This window comes from Edwardsiella anguillarum ET080813 (assembly GCF_000264765.2).
In the GTDB taxonomy this organism is placed as follows: Bacteria; Pseudomonadota; Gammaproteobacteria; order Enterobacterales; family Enterobacteriaceae; genus Edwardsiella; species Edwardsiella anguillarum.
Genome location: NZ_CP006664.1, coordinates 312,511 through 328,868, shown reverse-complemented (window position 1 = coordinate 328,868; position 16,358 = coordinate 312,511). Strand labels below are relative to the sequence as shown.

Genomic DNA, 16,358 nt, shown 5'->3' with positions numbered 1-16,358 from the left:
GCGGGGCGTGGGGTTATGCCTTGTCGTCATTCGGCATGATATTGACCGATGACAGATAGTTTAGCAGGGCGATATCGTTGTCGACCCCCAGCTTCAGCATCGCTGATTTCTTCTGGCTGCTGATGGTCTTGATGCTGCGGTTGAGCTTTTTGGCGATCTCGGTGACCAGGAAGCCCTCGGCGAACAGGCGTAAAACCTCGCTCTCTTTCGGCGAGAGGCGCTTGTCGCCGTAGCCGCTGGCATTGATTTTCTCCAGCAGCTTGGAGACGCTTTCCGGTGTGAACTTTTTGCCTTTCTGCAGGGCGGCCAGCGCCTTGGGCAGGTCGGTGGGCGCCCCCTGCTTCAGCACGATCCCCTCGATATCCAGATCCAGCACGGCGCTGAGGATCGCCGGGTTGTTGTTCATGGTCAGTACGATGATAGACAGCTCGGGAAAGTGGCGCTTGATGTATTTGATCAGCGTAATGCCGTCGCCGTACTTGTCACCGGGCATGGAGAGATCGGTGATTAGTACGTTGACGTCCAGTTTGGGCAGGCTATTGATCAGCGCTGTGGAATCTTCAAATTCTCCGACCACGTTAACCCACTCGATCTGTTCTAGCGATTTGCGGATGCCGAACAGGACGATGGGATGGTCATCAGCAATGATTACATTCAGGTTATTCATATTGTTGGTTACCTAGTTGCAGCAGTCGGCTGACAAAAGCGTCAATGTGACTGATCAGGACTCTAACGTGTGCCGCATCGTTGCGTTTAATGGCCTCTTCCAACTGTTCGCACAGCCCTTTGCCGGCGGGAAACGCCAGCATGGCAAAGACCCCCTTGAGGCGATGTGCGGTGAGGGCCAGCGATGGCCAATCCTGTTGATCCGACTCAGTATACAGTTTTTGAACATCTGCGGGTACTGTGTCCAAAAATAGAGAATAATAATCCTTTGATTTAAAAGGATTGTTGTCAATATCGAGAGACGTATTTTCAGCATATTCGCACCGCGCTGGCGATTCTGTCGCCGCCATTTGCCGTTCGATCAGCAGCAGAATGGCATCGATCAGCGCATCAGTCAGGTTAAAATTGGCCCGGATCCGCTGCGGCGCGTACTCCTCAAAGCCGTCGATATCCGCCGCCAGCAGCAGGGTATCGGCCTGGGCCAGCGCCGGATCGTCGGTCAGCGTCAGATCGCTGTGGATCTCTGCGCCGTCGCTCTCCGCGTCGGCGGTCAGCAGGGTGGCGCCAAAGCCCTCCAGGCGCTGGGCAACCCGGGAGCGGATCTCCTCTGAGGTAATCCGCAGACGGATGGTGATGCCGTCCAGCAGCCCCTCACCGTCCTGATCGGCCAGGGGCAGCGCCTGCATCTGGCAGCTAAAGCGGTAGTGGGTGCCAATGTCATGCCTGCTGTCGATGGTCAGCTCGCCGCCCAGGCGTCGGCACAGCTGGGCACACAGATAGTAGGTCAGGCTGGAGCCGCGCGCGAAGCGATCGCGCTGGGCCGGCGCCAGCGCCGGATAGCGCAGGTTGTGGCGCTCGGCGCTGGAGACGCCTGCGCCGGTGTCGCTGAGGGTGATCTGCAGCAGGCCGGGGCGCTGAGCATCGGGAGCGATGGTGAGGCCGATCTTGCCGTAGGCGGTGGTGATGATGGCGTAGTGCAGCAGCATCTCCAGCACCCGCTCCAGGGTGGCGATATCGCCGTTGAACTGCTGGGCGGGATCGGTTTCAACCCGTCCCAGCAGCATCAGCCCCTTGCGCCGCATGGCCGGCAGGCTGCGCAGCAGCAGGGCATCGATGCGTTCATGCAGGCGGAAGGTTTCCTGCGGCGGCGCCCAGTCCTGGCTTTCGACGGCGGTCAGCAGGGTGATCTCATCGATCAGGCGCTGGGCGTGCTGGCTCTCCAGCCACAGATCGTCCAGCGGCGATGGGCCGTCGGCGTCGCGGTCGCGGCGCAGGCTCTCGCAGATCTGCATTATCCGCGCCAGCGGATCGCGCAGCTCCCGGCCCAGGTTGTCCGTCATGGTCTTGCGCGCCGTCAGGTTCTTTTCATACTCCGCCTGCGTCAGCTTGAGCTTTTGGCTCATCAGCATTTCGCTATCCAGGTTGCGGATCAGAAACAGCGCGGAGTAGGGTGTCTGCTGGCTGCGCACCATCTGCACTTCGTACATGGCGTTATTGACGCTGACCTGCACCTTCCCCTGGTGGCGGTCGGCCATGGCGGCGATTTTGTTCAGGCTCAGGTGGGGCAGCAGATGGTCGGCCAGCTTATTGCTGGCGACCAGGGTGTCGCTGTCGAAGCGGTAAATCAGCAGCCCCATCGGCAGATGGGTGATGATCTCCTGGTTCATCTCCTGCTGGGCGTTCAGCTGGGCCGCCATGCGTTTGCCCGGGCGTACATACTGGTGACGGATGATGTAGAAGCCGATGGCGGAGAGGATCAGCAGCGCCAGGTTGATCAGCAGTACCCAGAAGTTATTGCGCGCCAGATCCAGCGTGAGGGTCATGGTCGGGATATGAAACTGAATTTTCAGCGGCGTATTGTAGATGGGCGCATTGACGGTGACCCAGGGCCAGCCCAGCTGGGTAAAGGCGCGCGGCAGCTCATCGTGACCGCCCCAGTCGCTGATGCTGTCCTGATCCTCTAGCAGCTGGAAGCGCGTCGCCGGCAGATTGTCCGGCAGAATATCGCCCACCGGCAGATCGAAGGCGATGACGGTGGCCAGATGGCCCGGATTATTAAAGGTGGTGCGCAGGGTAAAGTAGTAGGCGTTGAGAAAACGGAACTTGCGCAGCCCGGAGAAGCCCTCACGCAGGTCGAGGGCATTGGACTGCTGCAGCATTTCGGCTTTGCGGGTCTCCACCAGATTGCCCAGGTAGCCGTCTTTATAGCGCGCCGAGAGATCCTTCATCGGCATGGTCGAAATCAGGATCAGGCTGTTGTCCTGGCCGTTGAGGTAGTAGAGCGAGTAGGCGTCGGTGCTGGCGCTCCACAGGACGTCCAGATAGCGTGACAGGCCTTGGGCTAGATCGGTGGTGGCGTTGTCGTGCAGGCCGAAGATCAGCGCATCGGTCTTATGGCGGGCCTTGTCCAGCAGATAGATGTCCGGGCGCAGGCGCAGCTCTCGCGGCGTCGGCGCAGCGTCGGCGGCGCTTTCCGCCGGGATGTTTTCATAGATCTGGTAGGTAATGAAGCGGTAGGTCTCCACCCGCTGCTGTATTTGCCTGGCCACCGAGGCCAGCATATTCTGCTTGGCGCCGATATAGGCGTTCACATAGTTATAGCCATACAGCAGGTTGCCCAGCAGCAGCAGCAGCAGGAACAGCAGGTAGCTGCGGGTAATGCCGGAAAGGGACATGGTGTGTGAAGTCGGCTCCATAGCGCGCGGGCGATCCTGTCAGTCAAGAAAAACGCTGTGCGCAGTATAGCAAGGGGGACGGTCGCTGGCATCAGCCCCGCGCCGTCCTCAGGCTATCTTACGCCGGAACATGGCATAGGCGGCGCCGCCGGTGGTGATGGTGATCACCAGCAGCGGCCACAGACTGTGCCAGATCACGCTAAAGCCGACGTTTTTGAGGTACAGCTGCTTGGTGATGTCGGTAAAGTGGCGGATCGGGTTAATCCAGGTCACGCGCTGCAGCCAGAGCGGCATGTTCTCCACCGGGGAGACGTAGCCGGACAGCAGGATGGCCGGCATCATGAAGACGAAGACGCCGATAAACGCCTGCTGCTGGGTCGCACACAGCGAGGAGATAAACAGCCCAAAGCCGACCAGCGACAGGCCATACACCAACAGGGTGAAGTAAAACAGCCACAGGGAGCCGGCAAAGGGGATTTGATAACCAAAGATCCCGATCAGCAGCACCAGGGTCGCCTGGAAGGTGGCGACGATCATCGCCGGCACCGCTTTGCCGATGAAGATTTGTCCGGTGTTCAGCGGCGAAACCAGCAGCTGCTCCAGGGTTCCCTGCTCCCGCTCGCGCGCCACCGAAAGCGAGGTGACGATCATCACGCCGATGGTGGCGATCAGGGCGATCAGCGAGGGCACGACGAACCATTTGTAGTCCAGGTTGGGGTTATACCAGTTGCGGACGATCAGCGCGCTGTTGACCAAGGGAGGCTGGCTGCGCGCGCGCATCAGCGTCTGCTGGTAGTCGCTGACGATCTGCTGTACGTAGTTGGCGGCGATCTGGGCGCTGTTGGAGCTGCGGCCATCGAGGATCAGCTGCAGCGCGCTCGGCTTTCCGCTCAGCAGGTCGCGGCTGAAGTTAGCCGGAAAGCGCACCACCAGCAGCGCGCGCTGGTCGTTGATGGTCGGCGCGATCGCCTGCGGGCTGTGCAGCAGGATCACCTGGGAGAAGGCGCTGGCCTTGGCCAGCCGCTGGGTCAGCTCGACGGAGAGTTGGCCGCTGTCTTCGCTGTACACCGCGATGGTGGCGTTGGTGACGTTGAGGGTAGCGGCAAAGGGAAACAGCAGCACCTGCATCAGTACCGGAACCACCAGAATGGTCCGGGTCTGCGGGTCGCGCAGCAGGGACTGCAGCTCTTTGACGATTAGGGTCAGCAGGCGGTGCAGCATAGTCTTCTCCTCCTCAGTCCAGCCGCCGCCGGGTTTTCAGGGCCGTCAGGCCGATGAAAACCAGCGCTGATGCCAGCATAAAGGCCAGGTTAACCATCAGTACGCTGGTGATATTGCCCGCCAAAAACAGGGACTGCAGGGTACTGACGAAGTAGCGTGCCGGAATGACATAGGTCACCGCGCGCACGATGGCCGGCATGCTGTCGATTTCAAACACAAAGCCGGAGAGCATCACCGCCGGCAGGAAGGCCGCGTTAAGGGCGATCATCGCCGCGTTGAACTGATTGCGCGTGACGGTGGAGATCAGCAGTCCCATCCCCAGGGTACTGGTCATAAACAGGCTGGTCATGGCAAACAGAATCGGCAGCGAGCCGCGAAACGGCACGCCCATGATGAAGACCGCCACCACCATGCACAGCCCCATCGCCAGCATGCCCAGCACATAATAGGGCAGCAGCTTGGAGAGCAGCAGCTCGGTGCGGGTGACCTGGGTGGAGAGCAGGGCCTCCATGGTGCCGCGCTCCCATTCGCGAGCGATTACCAGCGACGTGAGGATCGCGCCGATCACGGTCATGATAATGGTGATCGCGCCGGGAATGATAAAGTGCTGGCTGATGGCGGCGGGGTTAAACCAGTAGCGCATTTGTATATCGATGGGCGGCTGGTAAGGCTGACCGCTTGCCAGGGCGTGCTGCTGCAGCCAGATCTGCCAGACCCCTTCGGTGTAGCCGCGGACAAAGTTGGCGGTGTTGGGCTCGCTGCCGTCGGTGATCACCTGGATCGGTGCGATATCCTGAGTGCGTAGCAGGCGCGCGGCGAAGTCGACCGGGATAACCACCATGCCGCGGATTTGCCCGGCCTGCAGCAGGGCGGTCAGCTGCCGACGATCGTCGCTGACGGTGGCGTCGATATAGGGTGAGCCGGTAAAGGTATCGGCCAGGTCGCGCGCCTGGGGGGTCTGCTGCTCCAGCAGAATACCGACGCGCAGGCGGCTGGAGTCCAGGTTTATGCCGTAGCCAAAGATAAACAGCAGCAGCAGCGGGATCACCACCGCGATTAGCAGGCTGCTGGGGTCGCGCACGATCTGGGCGCTCTCTTTTCGGCACAGGGCGCGCAGACGGCGCCAGGAGAAGTGGGTGGCGCTGTCAGGCATGGGTATGCTCCCGGTCGTAGGCCTGCACCAGCCCGATGAAGGCCTGCTCCATGGTCGGGTTGGGGTTCTCGTCGCCGGCGATGCGCGCCTTGAGGTCGTCCGGCGATCCGCTGGCGATGATCTGTCCGTGGTAGACTAATGCGATACGGTCGCAGTACTCCGCCTCGTCCATAAAATGGGTGGTGACCATCACGGTTACCCCTTTATCCACCATGCCGTTGATGTGCAGCCAGAATTCACGTCGGGTCAGCGGATCGACGCCGGAGGTGGGCTCATCCAGAAACAGGATATCCGGCTCATGCATCAGGGCGCAGGCGAGCGCTAGACGCTGTTTGAAGCCCAGCGGCAGTGCATCCGGCGTCTGGCTCAGGATCGGCGTGAAGTTGAACGCCCGGGTCATGTCGGCGATTTTGGCACGCTGGCGCCTGCCTCGCAGGCCGTAGACCCCGGAGAAGAAGGTCAGGTTCTGCGCGACGGTCAGATTGCCGTACAGTGAAAATTTTTGGGCCATATAGCCTAGGTGCTGGCGCGCCCGTCCGGAGTCCGTCTTCAGATCCATGTCGAGCACCAGCGCGTGGCCGCTGGTGGGCACCAACAGGCCGCACATCATCTTGAAGGTGGTGGACTTGCCCGCGCCGTTGGGGCCGAGCAGGCCGAAGATCTCACCGCGCCTGACCTGAAAGTCGACGTGGTCGGTGGCGGCGAAGCTGCCGAACTTCTTGGTCAGCGCCTGCGCCTCGATCACCGTCTGCGCGGGGTCGGCGTTGACCTGCGGCATGATGTCGGCCAGCGCCGAAGCCTGGTGCGGCCCGCCGCCCAGCAGATCGATAAAGGCATCCTCAAAGCGCGGCTCGGCCTCCTGCAGCTCGGCCTGAGCGAGGCCGAGCGCCGCGGGGATCTGCCGATGGTCGCAGCCCTCCTGCAGGATCAGGCGCAGATACCGCCCCTGGATCACGCCGTCGCTGACCATCGGCAGGGTGATGGCCCGCTGCAGCAGACGGCGGTGGGAGACGCCGGGCGCGCGCAGCAGGAGCGTACGCCCGGCCATGCGCTGGGTCAGCTGCTGCGGTGCGCCGCTGTACAGCAGGCGTCCTTCGTTGAGCAGGAGTACCTCCCGGCACTGTTCGGCCTCGTCCAGATAGGAGGTGCTCCACAGGATCAGCATTCCGTCGTCGGCCAGGCTGTGTACCATCCGCCATAGCTCTCGGCGCGAGATGGGATCGACCCCGACGCCCGGCTCGTCCAGCAGCAGCACCTGCGGCGATCCTATCAGGGTGCAGGCCAGCCCCAGCTTCTGCTTCATGCCGCCGGAGAGCTTGCCGGCCAGGCGATCCGTGAAGGGGGCCAGCGAGGTGAACGCCAGCAGCCGCTCAAAGGTACGCTGACGCTCGGCGCCGATGACGCCGCGCAGCGAGGCGTACAGGTTCAGATTCTCCATCACCGTTAAATCTTCATACAGGCCAAACTTCTGCGGCATATAGCCCAGGATGGCGTGCAGCTGGCGATCCTGGCGAAGGGGATCGAGCCCGACGACGCTGACGCGGCCAGCGCTGGGCTTCAGCAGCCCGGCCAGGATGCGCATCAGCGTGGTTTTTCCGGCGCCGTCCGGCCCGACCAGCCCCATGACGGCGCCGCTGGCGATGCGGATCGTCAGGCTGGCCACCGCCGGGCGATCCAGCCCGTCAAAGCGTTTCTCCAGCCCCTCCAGCGCGATATAGCGGCTCTCCATGATCGGCTCCGCTAGCGCTGCGTCGGGGCAAAGCGCAGGGTGACCGGCATTCCCTGGCGCAGCGCATCGTCGGCGTCGTTGACGATCACGCGCAGGCGATAGACCAGCGCGGTACGCAGCTCCGGGGTTTCCACGGTTTTGGGCGTAAACTCGGCGGTCGGGGAGACGAACCCGATGGTGCCATGGTAGGGCTGGCGGCGGCCGTCGATATACAGGTCGATTTGGGTGCCGGGAATGGCCTGGTTCAGGTGGGTCTCGTCGACATAGGCGCGTACCCAGACCGGGCGCGTCAGGGCGACGCTGAATACTGTATTTCCGGCGGCCAGCATGGTGCCTGGCTCGACGGCGCGGGTCATTACCGTACCGGCGGAGGGGGCGAATAGCGCGGCGTCGTGCAGGTTCAGCTCGGCCTGGGCCTGGGCGGCCTGGGCCTGCTGCAGCTGAGCCTGGGCCTGTTCTATCTGCTGCGGACGGTTACCGGCCTGGTACTGGGCCAGCTTGTCGCGCGCCTGCTGCAGCTGGGCGCGCGCCTGGTTGCGGTTGGTGCGCGCGTTGTCCAGTTCGTTGGCCGATACGGCGCGGCTGGCCCACAGCCCCTGCTGACGATCGAGGAAGCTCTGGGCATAGCGATAGTTGGCGTCGGCCTGGGCGACGGCCGCCTGAGCCTGGGCTATCTCTTCGCTGCGGTAGCCTGCCTGCAGCAGCGCGAGGTTGGCCTGTGCGGCGGCGGCGTTGGCGCGCGCTTCGTTCAGGGCATTGACATAGGGGGCGTCATCCAGCCGGCCCAGCAGCATACCCGGCTTAACCGCGGCGCCCTCATCGACGCTCAGGGACGCCAGACGGCCGCTGATGCGGAACCCGAGATCGACGGTGCGGATGTCGACGTTGCCGTACAGCGTCAGCGGCTGATCCTGCTGGCTGCGGTAGTAGTAATATCCCGCAGCGGCCAGAGCAATCAGTACGATGCCGGTGACCACGCCTGCGATGCGCCTTTTATTCATGATGGTTTCCTCACATTCCCGACGGCGCCGCGGTGACGCAGCCCGTTCATCAGCAGCTCGGTGTGCAGCTGCACGACCTCATGGATCGCCTGCGCCTGGGCCGGGCCTATCTGGGGCCAGCCGGTGCGGTTCAGTATGGTTTCTCGCGCCATGCGAAAGGCCAGTACCTGGCCGAGCAGCGCATGGGTGTGCAGCGCCGCCGCCGGCTGCGTCGCGTCTAGCCCGGCATAGCCGGCCACCAAATGGGTCATCAGGGTGTGCAGCGGCGAAATAAACTGATCGTGCAGAATGGGCGAGGCGGCGCTGGGCAGCATCTGCTCCCGTGAGATAATCTGGCTCAGGTGCAGGGTCTGCGGCTGGGTCATCAGATGACACAGGTGAGCGATGGCGCGCTGGATCAGCACCAGATAGGCCTGCGGCGTCGCCTCGGCCCGACTCAGAAAGCGTTCGCACTCTGTGCGCAGGGGGTGGAAGCTGGCGTTAAGGGTATCGGCAATCCACTGGGCGACGGCCAGATAGAGACCCTGCTTGGAGTGAAAGTAGTAGGTGATGGCGGCGATGTTCTGCCCAGAGGCCAGCGCGATATCGCGGGTGGTGGCACCCTCTAGCCCCCGCTGTGCAAACAGGGTCAGCCCGGCATCGATCAGGGCCTGACGCGCCTGTTCGCCGCGGGGCGTTGCGCTGGCCAGCGCCGCGTTGCCGCGGGGCGTCTTCATCGCGACCTCGTTAAAAGTCAATCATATGATTGATTAACTTTAGGCGCTTTTTTCGCCGCTGTAAAGCGGATGACGGAAGCGTAATAGGGGGCAGACAGCGCGGGCGCATGCTGTTACACTGTGCGCTAATTATGTACCTGCAGTTTGTGCCTGTCCTCGTGGTAATTCTTGCTTTGCCTCGTCTGATACGCCTGTCCGGAAACTGCATCCCTGTAGCACAGGGAGCGGGCGGGTCTGGAGTTTTTCATGTCTTTTGATTCCCTTGGCCTGTGTGCCGAACTGTTACGCGCTGTGGAAGAGCAGGGCTATCGTGATCCGACCCCGATCCAGCAGCAGGCCATTCCCCTGGTGCTGCAGCGTCGCGATCTGATGGCCAGCGCCCAGACCGGCACCGGTAAGACCGCCGGCTTTACGCTGCCGCTGCTGCAGCTGCTGCACCAGAACCCCAAAAATGGTAAGGGACGCCGCCCGGTGCGGGCGCTGATCCTGACGCCGACCCGCGAGCTGGCGGCGCAGATCGGTGAAAACGTACGCGAGTACAGCCGTCATCTGCCGCTGCGGTCGCTGGTGGTGTTCGGCGGCGTGAGCATTAATCCGCAGATGATGAAGCTGCGCGGCGGCGTGGATGTGCTGGTGGCGACACCGGGGCGCCTGCTGGATCTGGCCCATCAGAATGCGGTGGATCTGTCTCAGGTCGAGATCCTGGTGCTGGATGAGGCCGACCGGATGCTGGATATGGGCTTTATTCACGACATTCGCCGCGTGCTGGCCCGTCTGCCGGCCAAGCGGCAAAACCTGCTGTTTTCCGCCACCTTCTCCGATGAGATCAAGGCGCTGGCGGCTTCGCTGCTGCATAACCCGGCCGAGGTGGAAGTGGCGCGCCGCAATACCGCGTCAGAGCTGGTGACTCAGCACGTGCATCTGGTGGATAAGAAGCGCAAGCGCGAGCTGCTCTCTTTCCTGATCGGCACCCGGGACTGGCGTCAGGTGTTGGTTTTCACCCGTACCAAGTACGGCGCCAACCACCTAGCGGAGCAGCTGAATAAAGACGGCATCAGCGCGGCGGCGATCCACGGCAACAAGAGCCAGGGCGCGCGTACCCGTGCGCTGGCGGACTTTAAGAGCGGTGATATTCGGGTGCTGGTGGCGACGGATATCGCCGCGCGCGGCCTGGATATCGATCAGCTGCCCTACGTGGTGAACTATGAGCTGCCCAACGTGCCGGAGGACTACGTGCACCGTATCGGCCGCACCGGGCGGGCCCAGGCGACCGGCGAGGCGCTGTCGCTGGTCTGCGTGGATGAGCACAAGCTGCTGCGCGACATCGAACGTCTGCTGAAGCGCCCGATTCCGCGCATGGCCATTGCGGGCTATGAGCCGGATCCGACCATTAAGGCTGAGCCGATTCAGAATGGCCGCCAGGGCGGGCGCCAGAACAGCGGTCGTTCGGAGCGTGCGGGGCAGGGGCGCCGCGCGGAGGGGCCGCGTAGTGCGGCGCCGCGTCAGGGGCAAAATCGCCGCCCGCGCCGTCCGGCCGAGCAGGGTAAGGGGCGTACCGAGGGGCGCTAAGCCATAGGGTATGTCAGGATAGCCCGTTGCGGAGACAGTGGTGAGACTGCGTCTGCGACGGGCCGATCGCCGCTGCCGTTCAGGCGGCGCGATCCAGCGGTTTCCCCGCCGTCACCTCTTTCTTCCATACGCCCGGCGTCACGTCAAAGCGCCGCTTGAAAGAGCGGGTAAAGGAGCGTTGGGAGTCAAAGCCCATCGACAGGGCGACGTCGAGAATCGAACCCTGGCAGACTTTTAGCCGGCGGGCCGACTCATCCAGCTTTTTATTGCGGATATACTCCCCCAGCCGAACGCCGGTGTGTGCTTTAAACATGCGCTGCAGGTGCCATTTGGAGTAACCGGCGCGCGCCGCCACGTCGTCAAGGGATGAGATAGCGGCAACGTTGCTGTCGATCCAGGTGCGCAGTGCGCTGATAAAATCGGTATTGTACATGGCAATCACCTTACTTTTTTGTGCGATGGTCGGTGACACGGCGCGCGCGGGAGTCGCCTGGGGACCTGAATGCGTTGACGTGTCATCACAGTTACGATCGCGGTGACGCTATGGGATACGGCGTCGTTTATCTATTATTTTAACGATCGTTAATTTAATGGTAATTCCGTCGCCGAAGCGGCGTCAATGTTTTTTATTAACGCTTATTAATAAAATTGTTAACTCTATGTTTATTAACAAAAAGATATTGATGTCCGCGGCGGGCGTCCGCGTCCCTTTTTCCGCCTGCACCCCCGATGCGCCGCGGTTTGCATATTCAGGGGCGGAGGGCTACCTTTAGCGTGAGATCCAGTCAGTGAGGTGTAGGAAAGGGAATGACAACTGAACATACATCCTATAAGCGCGCCGGGCGCGGCCGTCCAAAGGTGTTTGACAGGGAGGTGGCGCTGCGTAAGGCGCTGGAGCTGTTTTGGCGTCAGGGCTATGAGGCCACCTCCCTTGCGGATCTGGTGGAGGCCACCGGTGCCAAGGCGCCGACGCTGTACGCCGAGTTTGAGAACAAAGAGGGGCTGTTCCGTGCCGTGGTGGAGTATTACACCGCCTGTAACGAGGACAAGTACGACCGCCTGCTGTTTAACGTGACGCTGCCGCTGGCCGAGACGATTCACAACTACCTGAGCGTGACGGCGAACTGCTTTACCAGCGGTGATACGCCCAGCGGCTGTTTTATCATCTGCGCCTCTATGGTGCAGACCCGCTGTTCGGATAAGGTCAGCCAGGTGCTGAAGAGCCGTCAGCCGGTACAGGAGGCGATGCTGGCCCGTTTTCTCCAGCTGCGTCAGGCGCAGGGGGAGCTGCCGGCATACAGCGACGCACAGGGGCTGGCACGCTACCTGTGCTGCGTGATCCAGGGGATGTCGGTGCGGGCTCGCGAGGGCGCTGACTGCGCCGATCTGCAGGCGGTTGTGGCCGCCACTATGGCGGTATGGCCTGCGCTGTGCGACGCCTGCCGGCTGCCGGAGCCTGCCGGCGGACACGCTTTGTAATACTCTCTCCCTTGCCATCGTTCGGGAAAACGGGTTAGCTAATCCCGGGTGATGGCGTGCCACCCCTATTCCAACCGCCGTAATCTGATTACGGATGATGACGCCTGATGACAACCGTTCCACGGGAACGGCGGCATCAGTGCTGCTTTTTTTTCTCTGCGCTTGTGCCTGAACTCCCCGTGGTTATTCGATCGTGACGGAGGAGAGATGATCTACGTTTTTGGCCATAAATATCCCGACAGTGACAGCATCTGCAGCGCGCTGGTGACCGCCCAGTGGCTGACGGCGCGCGGCCTGCCCGCGACGGCCTGGCGCCTGGGCGAGATAAACCATGAGACGGCCTATATCCTGCGGCAGGCCGGGTGTGATGCGCCGGCGCCGCTGACGGAGCCGCTGGATGGACGGGATGTTTGGCTGGTCGATTTCAGCGATGCCGAACAGGGGCCAGCGGGGCTGGCGGAGTGTCGCCTGCTGGGGCTAATCGACCACCACCGGCTAGGCTCACTGACCAGCGCCGAGCCGATCGATGCCTGGATCCGCCGGGTGGGCAGTACGGCGACCCTGCTGTGGCAGATCATGACCCAGGAGTACGCCATGGTGCCGGATCGGTGTCAGGCCACGCTGCTGCTGGGCGCCATTCTGAGCGATACCGTCGGCCTGATCTCCGCCACCGCGACCGAGGCGGATCGCCGGGCGGTCGCCGCGCTGAGCCCACTGTGCGGCGTCGATGACGCGGCGTTCCTGGATGGCCTGCTGGTGGCAAAGACCTGCCTGGATGGCTATACCCCCGCGGGACTGCTGGAAAAAGATCTCAAGCGCTTCGCCATCGGCGCCTACACCCTGGAGGTGGCGCAGCTGGAGGTCGCCTCGCCCACGCAGCTTTCCGATCGGCTGGCACCGCTGCTGGCCTGCATGCGACAGCGCTGCCGCGAGCAGGCGCTGGACTACGTGATGCTGGCGGTCAGCGATATCCGTCGCTGCCATACCGACCTTTATCGCGTTGCCCGCGACGGTACGTCGCTTCCCGTACAGGCGCTGCCCGGCATGCTGAGCCGTAAGAAAGAGATCCTTCCCTGGATCGGCGCCCATCTGATGTGAAATGAGGTTTCCCGATGAAGATATATCACCATGTTCTGGTTTTGATTCATGGCCGCCACGACGGCGAGCGGCTGCTGCCGCACGCCTGCCAGGTTGCCCGGCAAAATGATGCCCGGCTGACGCTGGGGCATATCCGCGGTGATCTGGCCGCGCTGCGCGGTATGTTGGATGTCAATCTGACGCGTATGGAGCAGCAAAGCCTTAATGACGCCCGCCAGGTGCTGATGTCACTGGTGCACCAGCAGGACTACCCTATCGATGCCGAGCAGATCGTTTCCATGGATGCGCTGGACGATCTGCGTGAGTTCGTTAGCGCTCAGCAGGTCGACTTATTGATGCTGGGTCACCATAACCGCGCGCTAGCCAAGTTTGTCTCTACCTCGTTTGATTTTATCAATGGCCTTGAGACCGACGTTCTGGTTAAACACCTTTAAGGGCTGGAGTGCAGCATGAGCTTTTTAATCGAGAGTATGGTGGCCCGGGAGATCCTGGATTCACGCGGAAACCCGACGGTAGAAGTGGATGTGACGTCGCAGGGCGGCGCGTGGGCGCGCGCCTCGGTGCCCTCCGGCGCCAGCACCGGATCGCGCGAGGCGGTAGAGCTGCGCGACGGCGATCCGGGACGCTTTGGCGGCCGCGGCGTGCAGCGGGCGATCGCGCACGTTAACGGCCCGATCCGCAGCGCCCTGCAAGGGATTGACGTGCGTGAGCAGGCGGCGCTGGACGCTCGTATGCTGGCGTTGGACGGCAGCGATAACAAATCGGCGCTGGGGGCCAACGCGATTTTGGGCGTCTCCCTGGCCTGCGCGCGCCTGGCGGCCCAGCTGACCCAGCAGCCGCTGTATCGCTATATCGGCGGTCTTGGGGCGACGCTGCTGCCGGTTCCCTGCATGAACATCATCAACGGCGGGGTACACGCGCGCTGGCAGGGGGCAGATTTTCAGGAGTATATGATCGCGCCGTGGGGCGCGTCATCGCTGCGCGAGGCGGTGCGCTGGGGAAGCGAGGTTTACCAGGCGCTGCGTCAGGTTCTGCTGGATGCCGGCCTGAGCATCGGCGTCGGCGATGAGGGTGGATTTGCACCGCACGTCAGCTCGAACCGTGAGCCTCTGGCGCTGATCGTCCAGGCCATTGAGCGCGCCGGCTACCGCCCGGGTGAGGATATTGTGATCTGCATGGATCCGGCGTCCAGCGAGTTCTATCAGGACGGGCGCTACCATCTGCGCAGCGAGGGGCGCCAGCTCGACGCGCAGGAGATGACCGACTATTATGCTGCGCTGCTGGATGCGTTCCCCATCGTGCTGCTGGAGGATGGGCTGGCGGAAAACGACTGGGAGGGGTGGCGTCACCTGAATGCCCGCCTGGGACAGCGGATTGAACTGGTGGGCGACGATCTGTTTGTCACCAACGTACGCTATATCCAGCGCGGTATCGATGAGGCGGCGGCCAACGCGGCGCTGATTAAGCTGAACCAGATCGGCAGCCTGAGTGAGACCATCGCCGCGGTACAGCTGTGCCACAGCCACGGCTGGGGCACCTTCATCTCCCACCGCAGCGGTGAAACAGTGGACAGCTTTATCGCCGACATGACCGTCGGGCTGCGCGCTGGTCACCTGAAAACCGGTGCGCCGTGCCGCGGCGAGCGGATTGAAAAATACAACCAGCTGATGCGCATTGAAGATGCGCTGGGGGCCGCGGCGCAGTTTGCCGGCAAACGCGCCTTTACCCACGCCTAATCGCGTCCCTCTGCGACGGCGTGGCGCCCGTCACGCCGCTTTGGGCCTCCGAGCGCCTTCCCCTCAGTCTCCCCCTTTGCCCAGCGTGGTCGCGCCGTCGTGCGCAGATGAAAAGAAGAAGTTGTCAATCTGCGGCTTGCTAACTATAGTTATCATGATAGAGTTTAAGTAAATATATATAATAATTTCAATAGATTAAAAGTGTATCTAACGATTACTCCACCACGAGGCGGCAGGGATGAGGGATCTTTTCGGCGACAGGCGCCTGCGTTCCATGGCGGAATATAGCGATCCGATGCTGCCGCGGCGCGGCTTCACCCGGCTACGGGCGCTGTATCTGCTGTCTCTTGGGCTACTGCTGCTGCTGCTGATCATGCTGCACCTGCTGTATCTGCCGCACTATCCGGTGCAGCGCTTTAATGGTTTTGCCTTTTCGCTGGAGCTGGTGGAGTACCTGACCGTTTTGCTGATGCTGGTCGCGGTGCAGTTTTCTGCGCTGGATCGCCGCTCCTATTGGGTGTTGAACAGCGGCCTGACCCTGTGGATACTGAGCGGGGTGCTGGATGTGCTGGATGAGATAGTGCAGCAGCCGGTGTGGCTCGGTAACCTGGAGGACGTGCTGCGCGCTATCGGCATGGTGATGTGCGCCTGGGGCGGCATCTGTACCCTGCGCTACCTTGCCCGGGTGCGGGGGCGGCTGCGCTACCTGGCGCTGTTTGACGATCTGACCGGGCTACCCAACCGGCGCCATTTTTACACCAGCCTGATGTCGCAGCCGCTGCCGCGCCACTTCTCTCTGTTTATTATCGATCTTGACCACTTTAAGCAGATTAACGATGAGTTTGGGCATGCCGTCGGCGATCGGGTGCTGTGTCAGTTTGGCCGCGTGTTGCACAGTGAGTTCGTCGCCCCGGCCTTTCCGGCCCGCATCGGCGGCGAGGAGTTTGCCGTGATCCTGGAGAGCGAGGATCGGGCCTGGCTAGAGACCCGCGCGGCGCGCTTGCTGCAGCAGGCCAGCATGGTACGGGTGACCGAACAGCGCGGGCTGACCGTAAGCATCGGCGTGGGGAGCTATGCGGCTGGTGAAACGCTGGCGCATTTTGTGGCGCGGGTGGACGGCGCGCTGTATCAGGCGAAAGACGCCGGGCGTAACCGCTATCGCTGGAGCCCGCCGCCGCCGTGAGGCCGCGGCGATGGGGAGCGCCGATCGTTGGGCTATGAGCCTAGGGCGGTGCGGCGTGGCCCGGGGGAGGGCGGGAAATCCGGCGGTAGACGCCGCAGCGGATAGACGTGCGCCCGCGGAGGCACAGACGTA

At 62.5% G+C, this 16,358-nt stretch carries 14 protein-coding genes and 1 riboswitch; of the genes, 6 read left to right on the top strand and 8 right to left on the bottom strand.

What is annotated here, in order from left to right:
• Positions 1 to 13: 13 nt before the first annotated feature.
• The 7 genes from rcsB to ETEE_RS01450 all read right to left on the bottom strand — a co-directional run bounded on the left by rcsB (position 14) and on the right by ETEE_RS01450 (position 9,161).
• On the bottom strand, positions 14 to 667 hold the full coding sequence (rcsB, locus tag ETEE_RS01480) for a response regulator transcription factor RcsB (RefSeq protein WP_012849164.1): 654 nt from the start codon (positions 665 to 667) through the stop codon (positions 14 to 16).
• Positions 660 to 3,362, bottom strand: a complete 2,703-nt coding sequence (rcsD, locus tag ETEE_RS01475) for a phosphotransferase RcsD (protein WP_034162586.1) — start codon at positions 3,360 to 3,362, stop codon at positions 660 to 662. The genes rcsB and rcsD overlap by 8 nt, the downstream gene beginning before the upstream one ends.
• Positions 3,363 to 3,449: 87 nt before the next feature.
• Complete coding sequence (locus ETEE_RS01470; protein WP_034162585.1) at positions 3,450 to 4,562, bottom strand: ABC transporter permease; 1,113 nt, start codon at positions 4,560 to 4,562, stop codon at positions 3,450 to 3,452.
• A 13-nt stretch (positions 4,563 to 4,575) separates the two neighbouring features.
• Positions 4,576 to 5,715: an ABC transporter permease gene (locus tag ETEE_RS01465; protein ID WP_034162584.1), complete on the bottom strand. Its 1,140-nt coding sequence runs from the start codon at positions 5,713 to 5,715 to the stop codon at positions 4,576 to 4,578.
• Positions 5,708 to 7,444, bottom strand: coding sequence for an ATP-binding cassette domain-containing protein (locus ETEE_RS01460; RefSeq protein ID WP_034162583.1), 1,737 nt, complete (start codon positions 7,442 to 7,444; stop codon positions 5,708 to 5,710). The genes ETEE_RS01465 and ETEE_RS01460 overlap by 8 nt, the downstream gene beginning before the upstream one ends.
• 11 nt (positions 7,445 to 7,455) lie before the next feature.
• Complete coding sequence (hlyD, locus tag ETEE_RS01455) at positions 7,456 to 8,445, bottom strand: secretion protein HlyD (protein WP_034162582.1); 990 nt, start codon at positions 8,443 to 8,445, stop codon at positions 7,456 to 7,458.
• Positions 8,442 to 9,161, bottom strand: a complete 720-nt coding sequence (locus ETEE_RS01450; RefSeq protein WP_049703836.1) for a CerR family C-terminal domain-containing protein — start codon at positions 9,159 to 9,161, stop codon at positions 8,442 to 8,444. Before ETEE_RS01450 ends, hlyD begins: the two co-directional genes overlap by 4 nt.
• Positions 9,162 to 9,407: 246 nt before the next feature.
• Here ETEE_RS01450 and rhlE point away from each other — a divergent pair, with 246 nt between their 5' ends.
• Complete coding sequence (gene rhlE, locus ETEE_RS01445) at positions 9,408 to 10,730, top strand: ATP-dependent RNA helicase RhlE (protein ID WP_034162581.1); 1,323 nt, start codon at positions 9,408 to 9,410, stop codon at positions 10,728 to 10,730.
• Between the two features lie 79 nt (positions 10,731 to 10,809).
• On the opposite strand, the gene ETEE_RS01440 is transcribed toward rhlE, so the two are convergent.
• Complete coding sequence (locus ETEE_RS01440) at positions 10,810 to 11,163, bottom strand: helix-turn-helix domain-containing protein (RefSeq protein WP_034162580.1); 354 nt, start codon at positions 11,161 to 11,163, stop codon at positions 10,810 to 10,812.
• A 374-nt stretch (positions 11,164 to 11,537) separates the two neighbouring features.
• Between ETEE_RS01440 and corR the strand changes: the two genes are divergently transcribed.
• The 5 genes from corR (at position 11,538) to ETEE_RS01415 (ending at position 16,226) form a co-directional block, all read left to right on the top strand.
• A complete protein-coding gene (gene corR, locus ETEE_RS01435) occupies positions 11,538 to 12,209 on the top strand; it encodes a copper stress response transcriptional regulator CorR (protein ID WP_034162579.1) in 672 nt (223 codons plus the stop codon).
• Positions 12,210 to 12,247: 38 nt separating this feature from the next.
• A riboswitch (Fluoride riboswitch) is annotated at positions 12,248 to 12,323 on the top strand.
• A 93-nt stretch (positions 12,324 to 12,416) separates the two neighbouring features.
• Positions 12,417 to 13,307 carry a DHH family phosphoesterase gene (locus ETEE_RS01430; RefSeq protein ID WP_034162578.1) on the top strand — a complete coding sequence of 297 codons (891 nt, stop codon included), beginning with the start codon at positions 12,417 to 12,419 and terminating at the stop codon, positions 13,305 to 13,307.
• Between the two features lie 14 nt (positions 13,308 to 13,321).
• Complete coding sequence (locus ETEE_RS01425) at positions 13,322 to 13,741, top strand: universal stress protein (RefSeq protein ID WP_034162577.1); 420 nt, start codon at positions 13,322 to 13,324, stop codon at positions 13,739 to 13,741.
• 15 nt (positions 13,742 to 13,756) lie between these two features.
• Positions 13,757 to 15,043: a phosphopyruvate hydratase gene (eno, locus tag ETEE_RS01420; RefSeq protein WP_034162576.1), complete on the top strand. Its 1,287-nt coding sequence runs from the start codon at positions 13,757 to 13,759 to the stop codon at positions 15,041 to 15,043.
• A gap of 238 nt (positions 15,044 to 15,281) precedes the next feature.
• Positions 15,282 to 16,226, top strand: a complete 945-nt coding sequence (locus tag ETEE_RS01415; RefSeq protein WP_225865096.1) for a GGDEF domain-containing protein — start codon at positions 15,282 to 15,284, stop codon at positions 16,224 to 16,226.
• Positions 16,227 to 16,358: the final 132 nt, after the last annotated feature.

What these genes read in the sequence shown, in the direction of transcription:
- ETEE_RS01425 (WP_034162577.1), top strand. Translation starts at nt 13,322, where the DNA reads ATGAAGATATATCACCATGTTCTGGTTTTGATTCATGGCCGCCACGAC.
- rcsD (WP_034162586.1), bottom strand. Translation starts at nt 3,362, where the DNA reads ATGGAGCCGACTTCACACACCATGTCCCTTTCCGGCATTACCCGCAGC.
- rcsB (WP_012849164.1), bottom strand. Translation starts at nt 667, where the DNA reads ATGAATAACCTGAATGTAATCATTGCTGATGACCATCCCATCGTCCTG.
- corR (WP_034162579.1), top strand. Translation starts at nt 11,538, where the DNA reads ATGACAACTGAACATACATCCTATAAGCGCGCCGGGCGCGGCCGTCCA.
- ETEE_RS01460 (WP_034162583.1), bottom strand. Translation starts at nt 7,444, where the DNA reads ATGGAGAGCCGCTATATCGCGCTGGAGGGGCTGGAGAAACGCTTTGAC.
- ETEE_RS01470 (WP_034162585.1), bottom strand. Translation starts at nt 4,562, where the DNA reads ATGCTGCACCGCCTGCTGACCCTAATCGTCAAAGAGCTGCAGTCCCTG.
- ETEE_RS01450 (WP_049703836.1), bottom strand. Translation starts at nt 9,161, where the DNA reads ATGAAGACGCCCCGCGGCAACGCGGCGCTGGCCAGCGCAACGCCCCGC.
- ETEE_RS01440 (WP_034162580.1), bottom strand. Translation starts at nt 11,163, where the DNA reads ATGTACAATACCGATTTTATCAGCGCACTGCGCACCTGGATCGACAGC.
- rhlE (WP_034162581.1), top strand. Translation starts at nt 9,408, where the DNA reads ATGTCTTTTGATTCCCTTGGCCTGTGTGCCGAACTGTTACGCGCTGTG.
- eno (WP_034162576.1), top strand. Translation starts at nt 13,757, where the DNA reads ATGAGCTTTTTAATCGAGAGTATGGTGGCCCGGGAGATCCTGGATTCA.
- ETEE_RS01415 (WP_225865096.1), top strand. Translation starts at nt 15,282, where the DNA reads ATGAGGGATCTTTTCGGCGACAGGCGCCTGCGTTCCATGGCGGAATAT.
- ETEE_RS01430 (WP_034162578.1), top strand. Translation starts at nt 12,417, where the DNA reads ATGATCTACGTTTTTGGCCATAAATATCCCGACAGTGACAGCATCTGC.
- ETEE_RS01465 (WP_034162584.1), bottom strand. Translation starts at nt 5,715, where the DNA reads ATGCCTGACAGCGCCACCCACTTCTCCTGGCGCCGTCTGCGCGCCCTG.
- hlyD (WP_034162582.1), bottom strand. Translation starts at nt 8,445, where the DNA reads ATGAATAAAAGGCGCATCGCAGGCGTGGTCACCGGCATCGTACTGATT.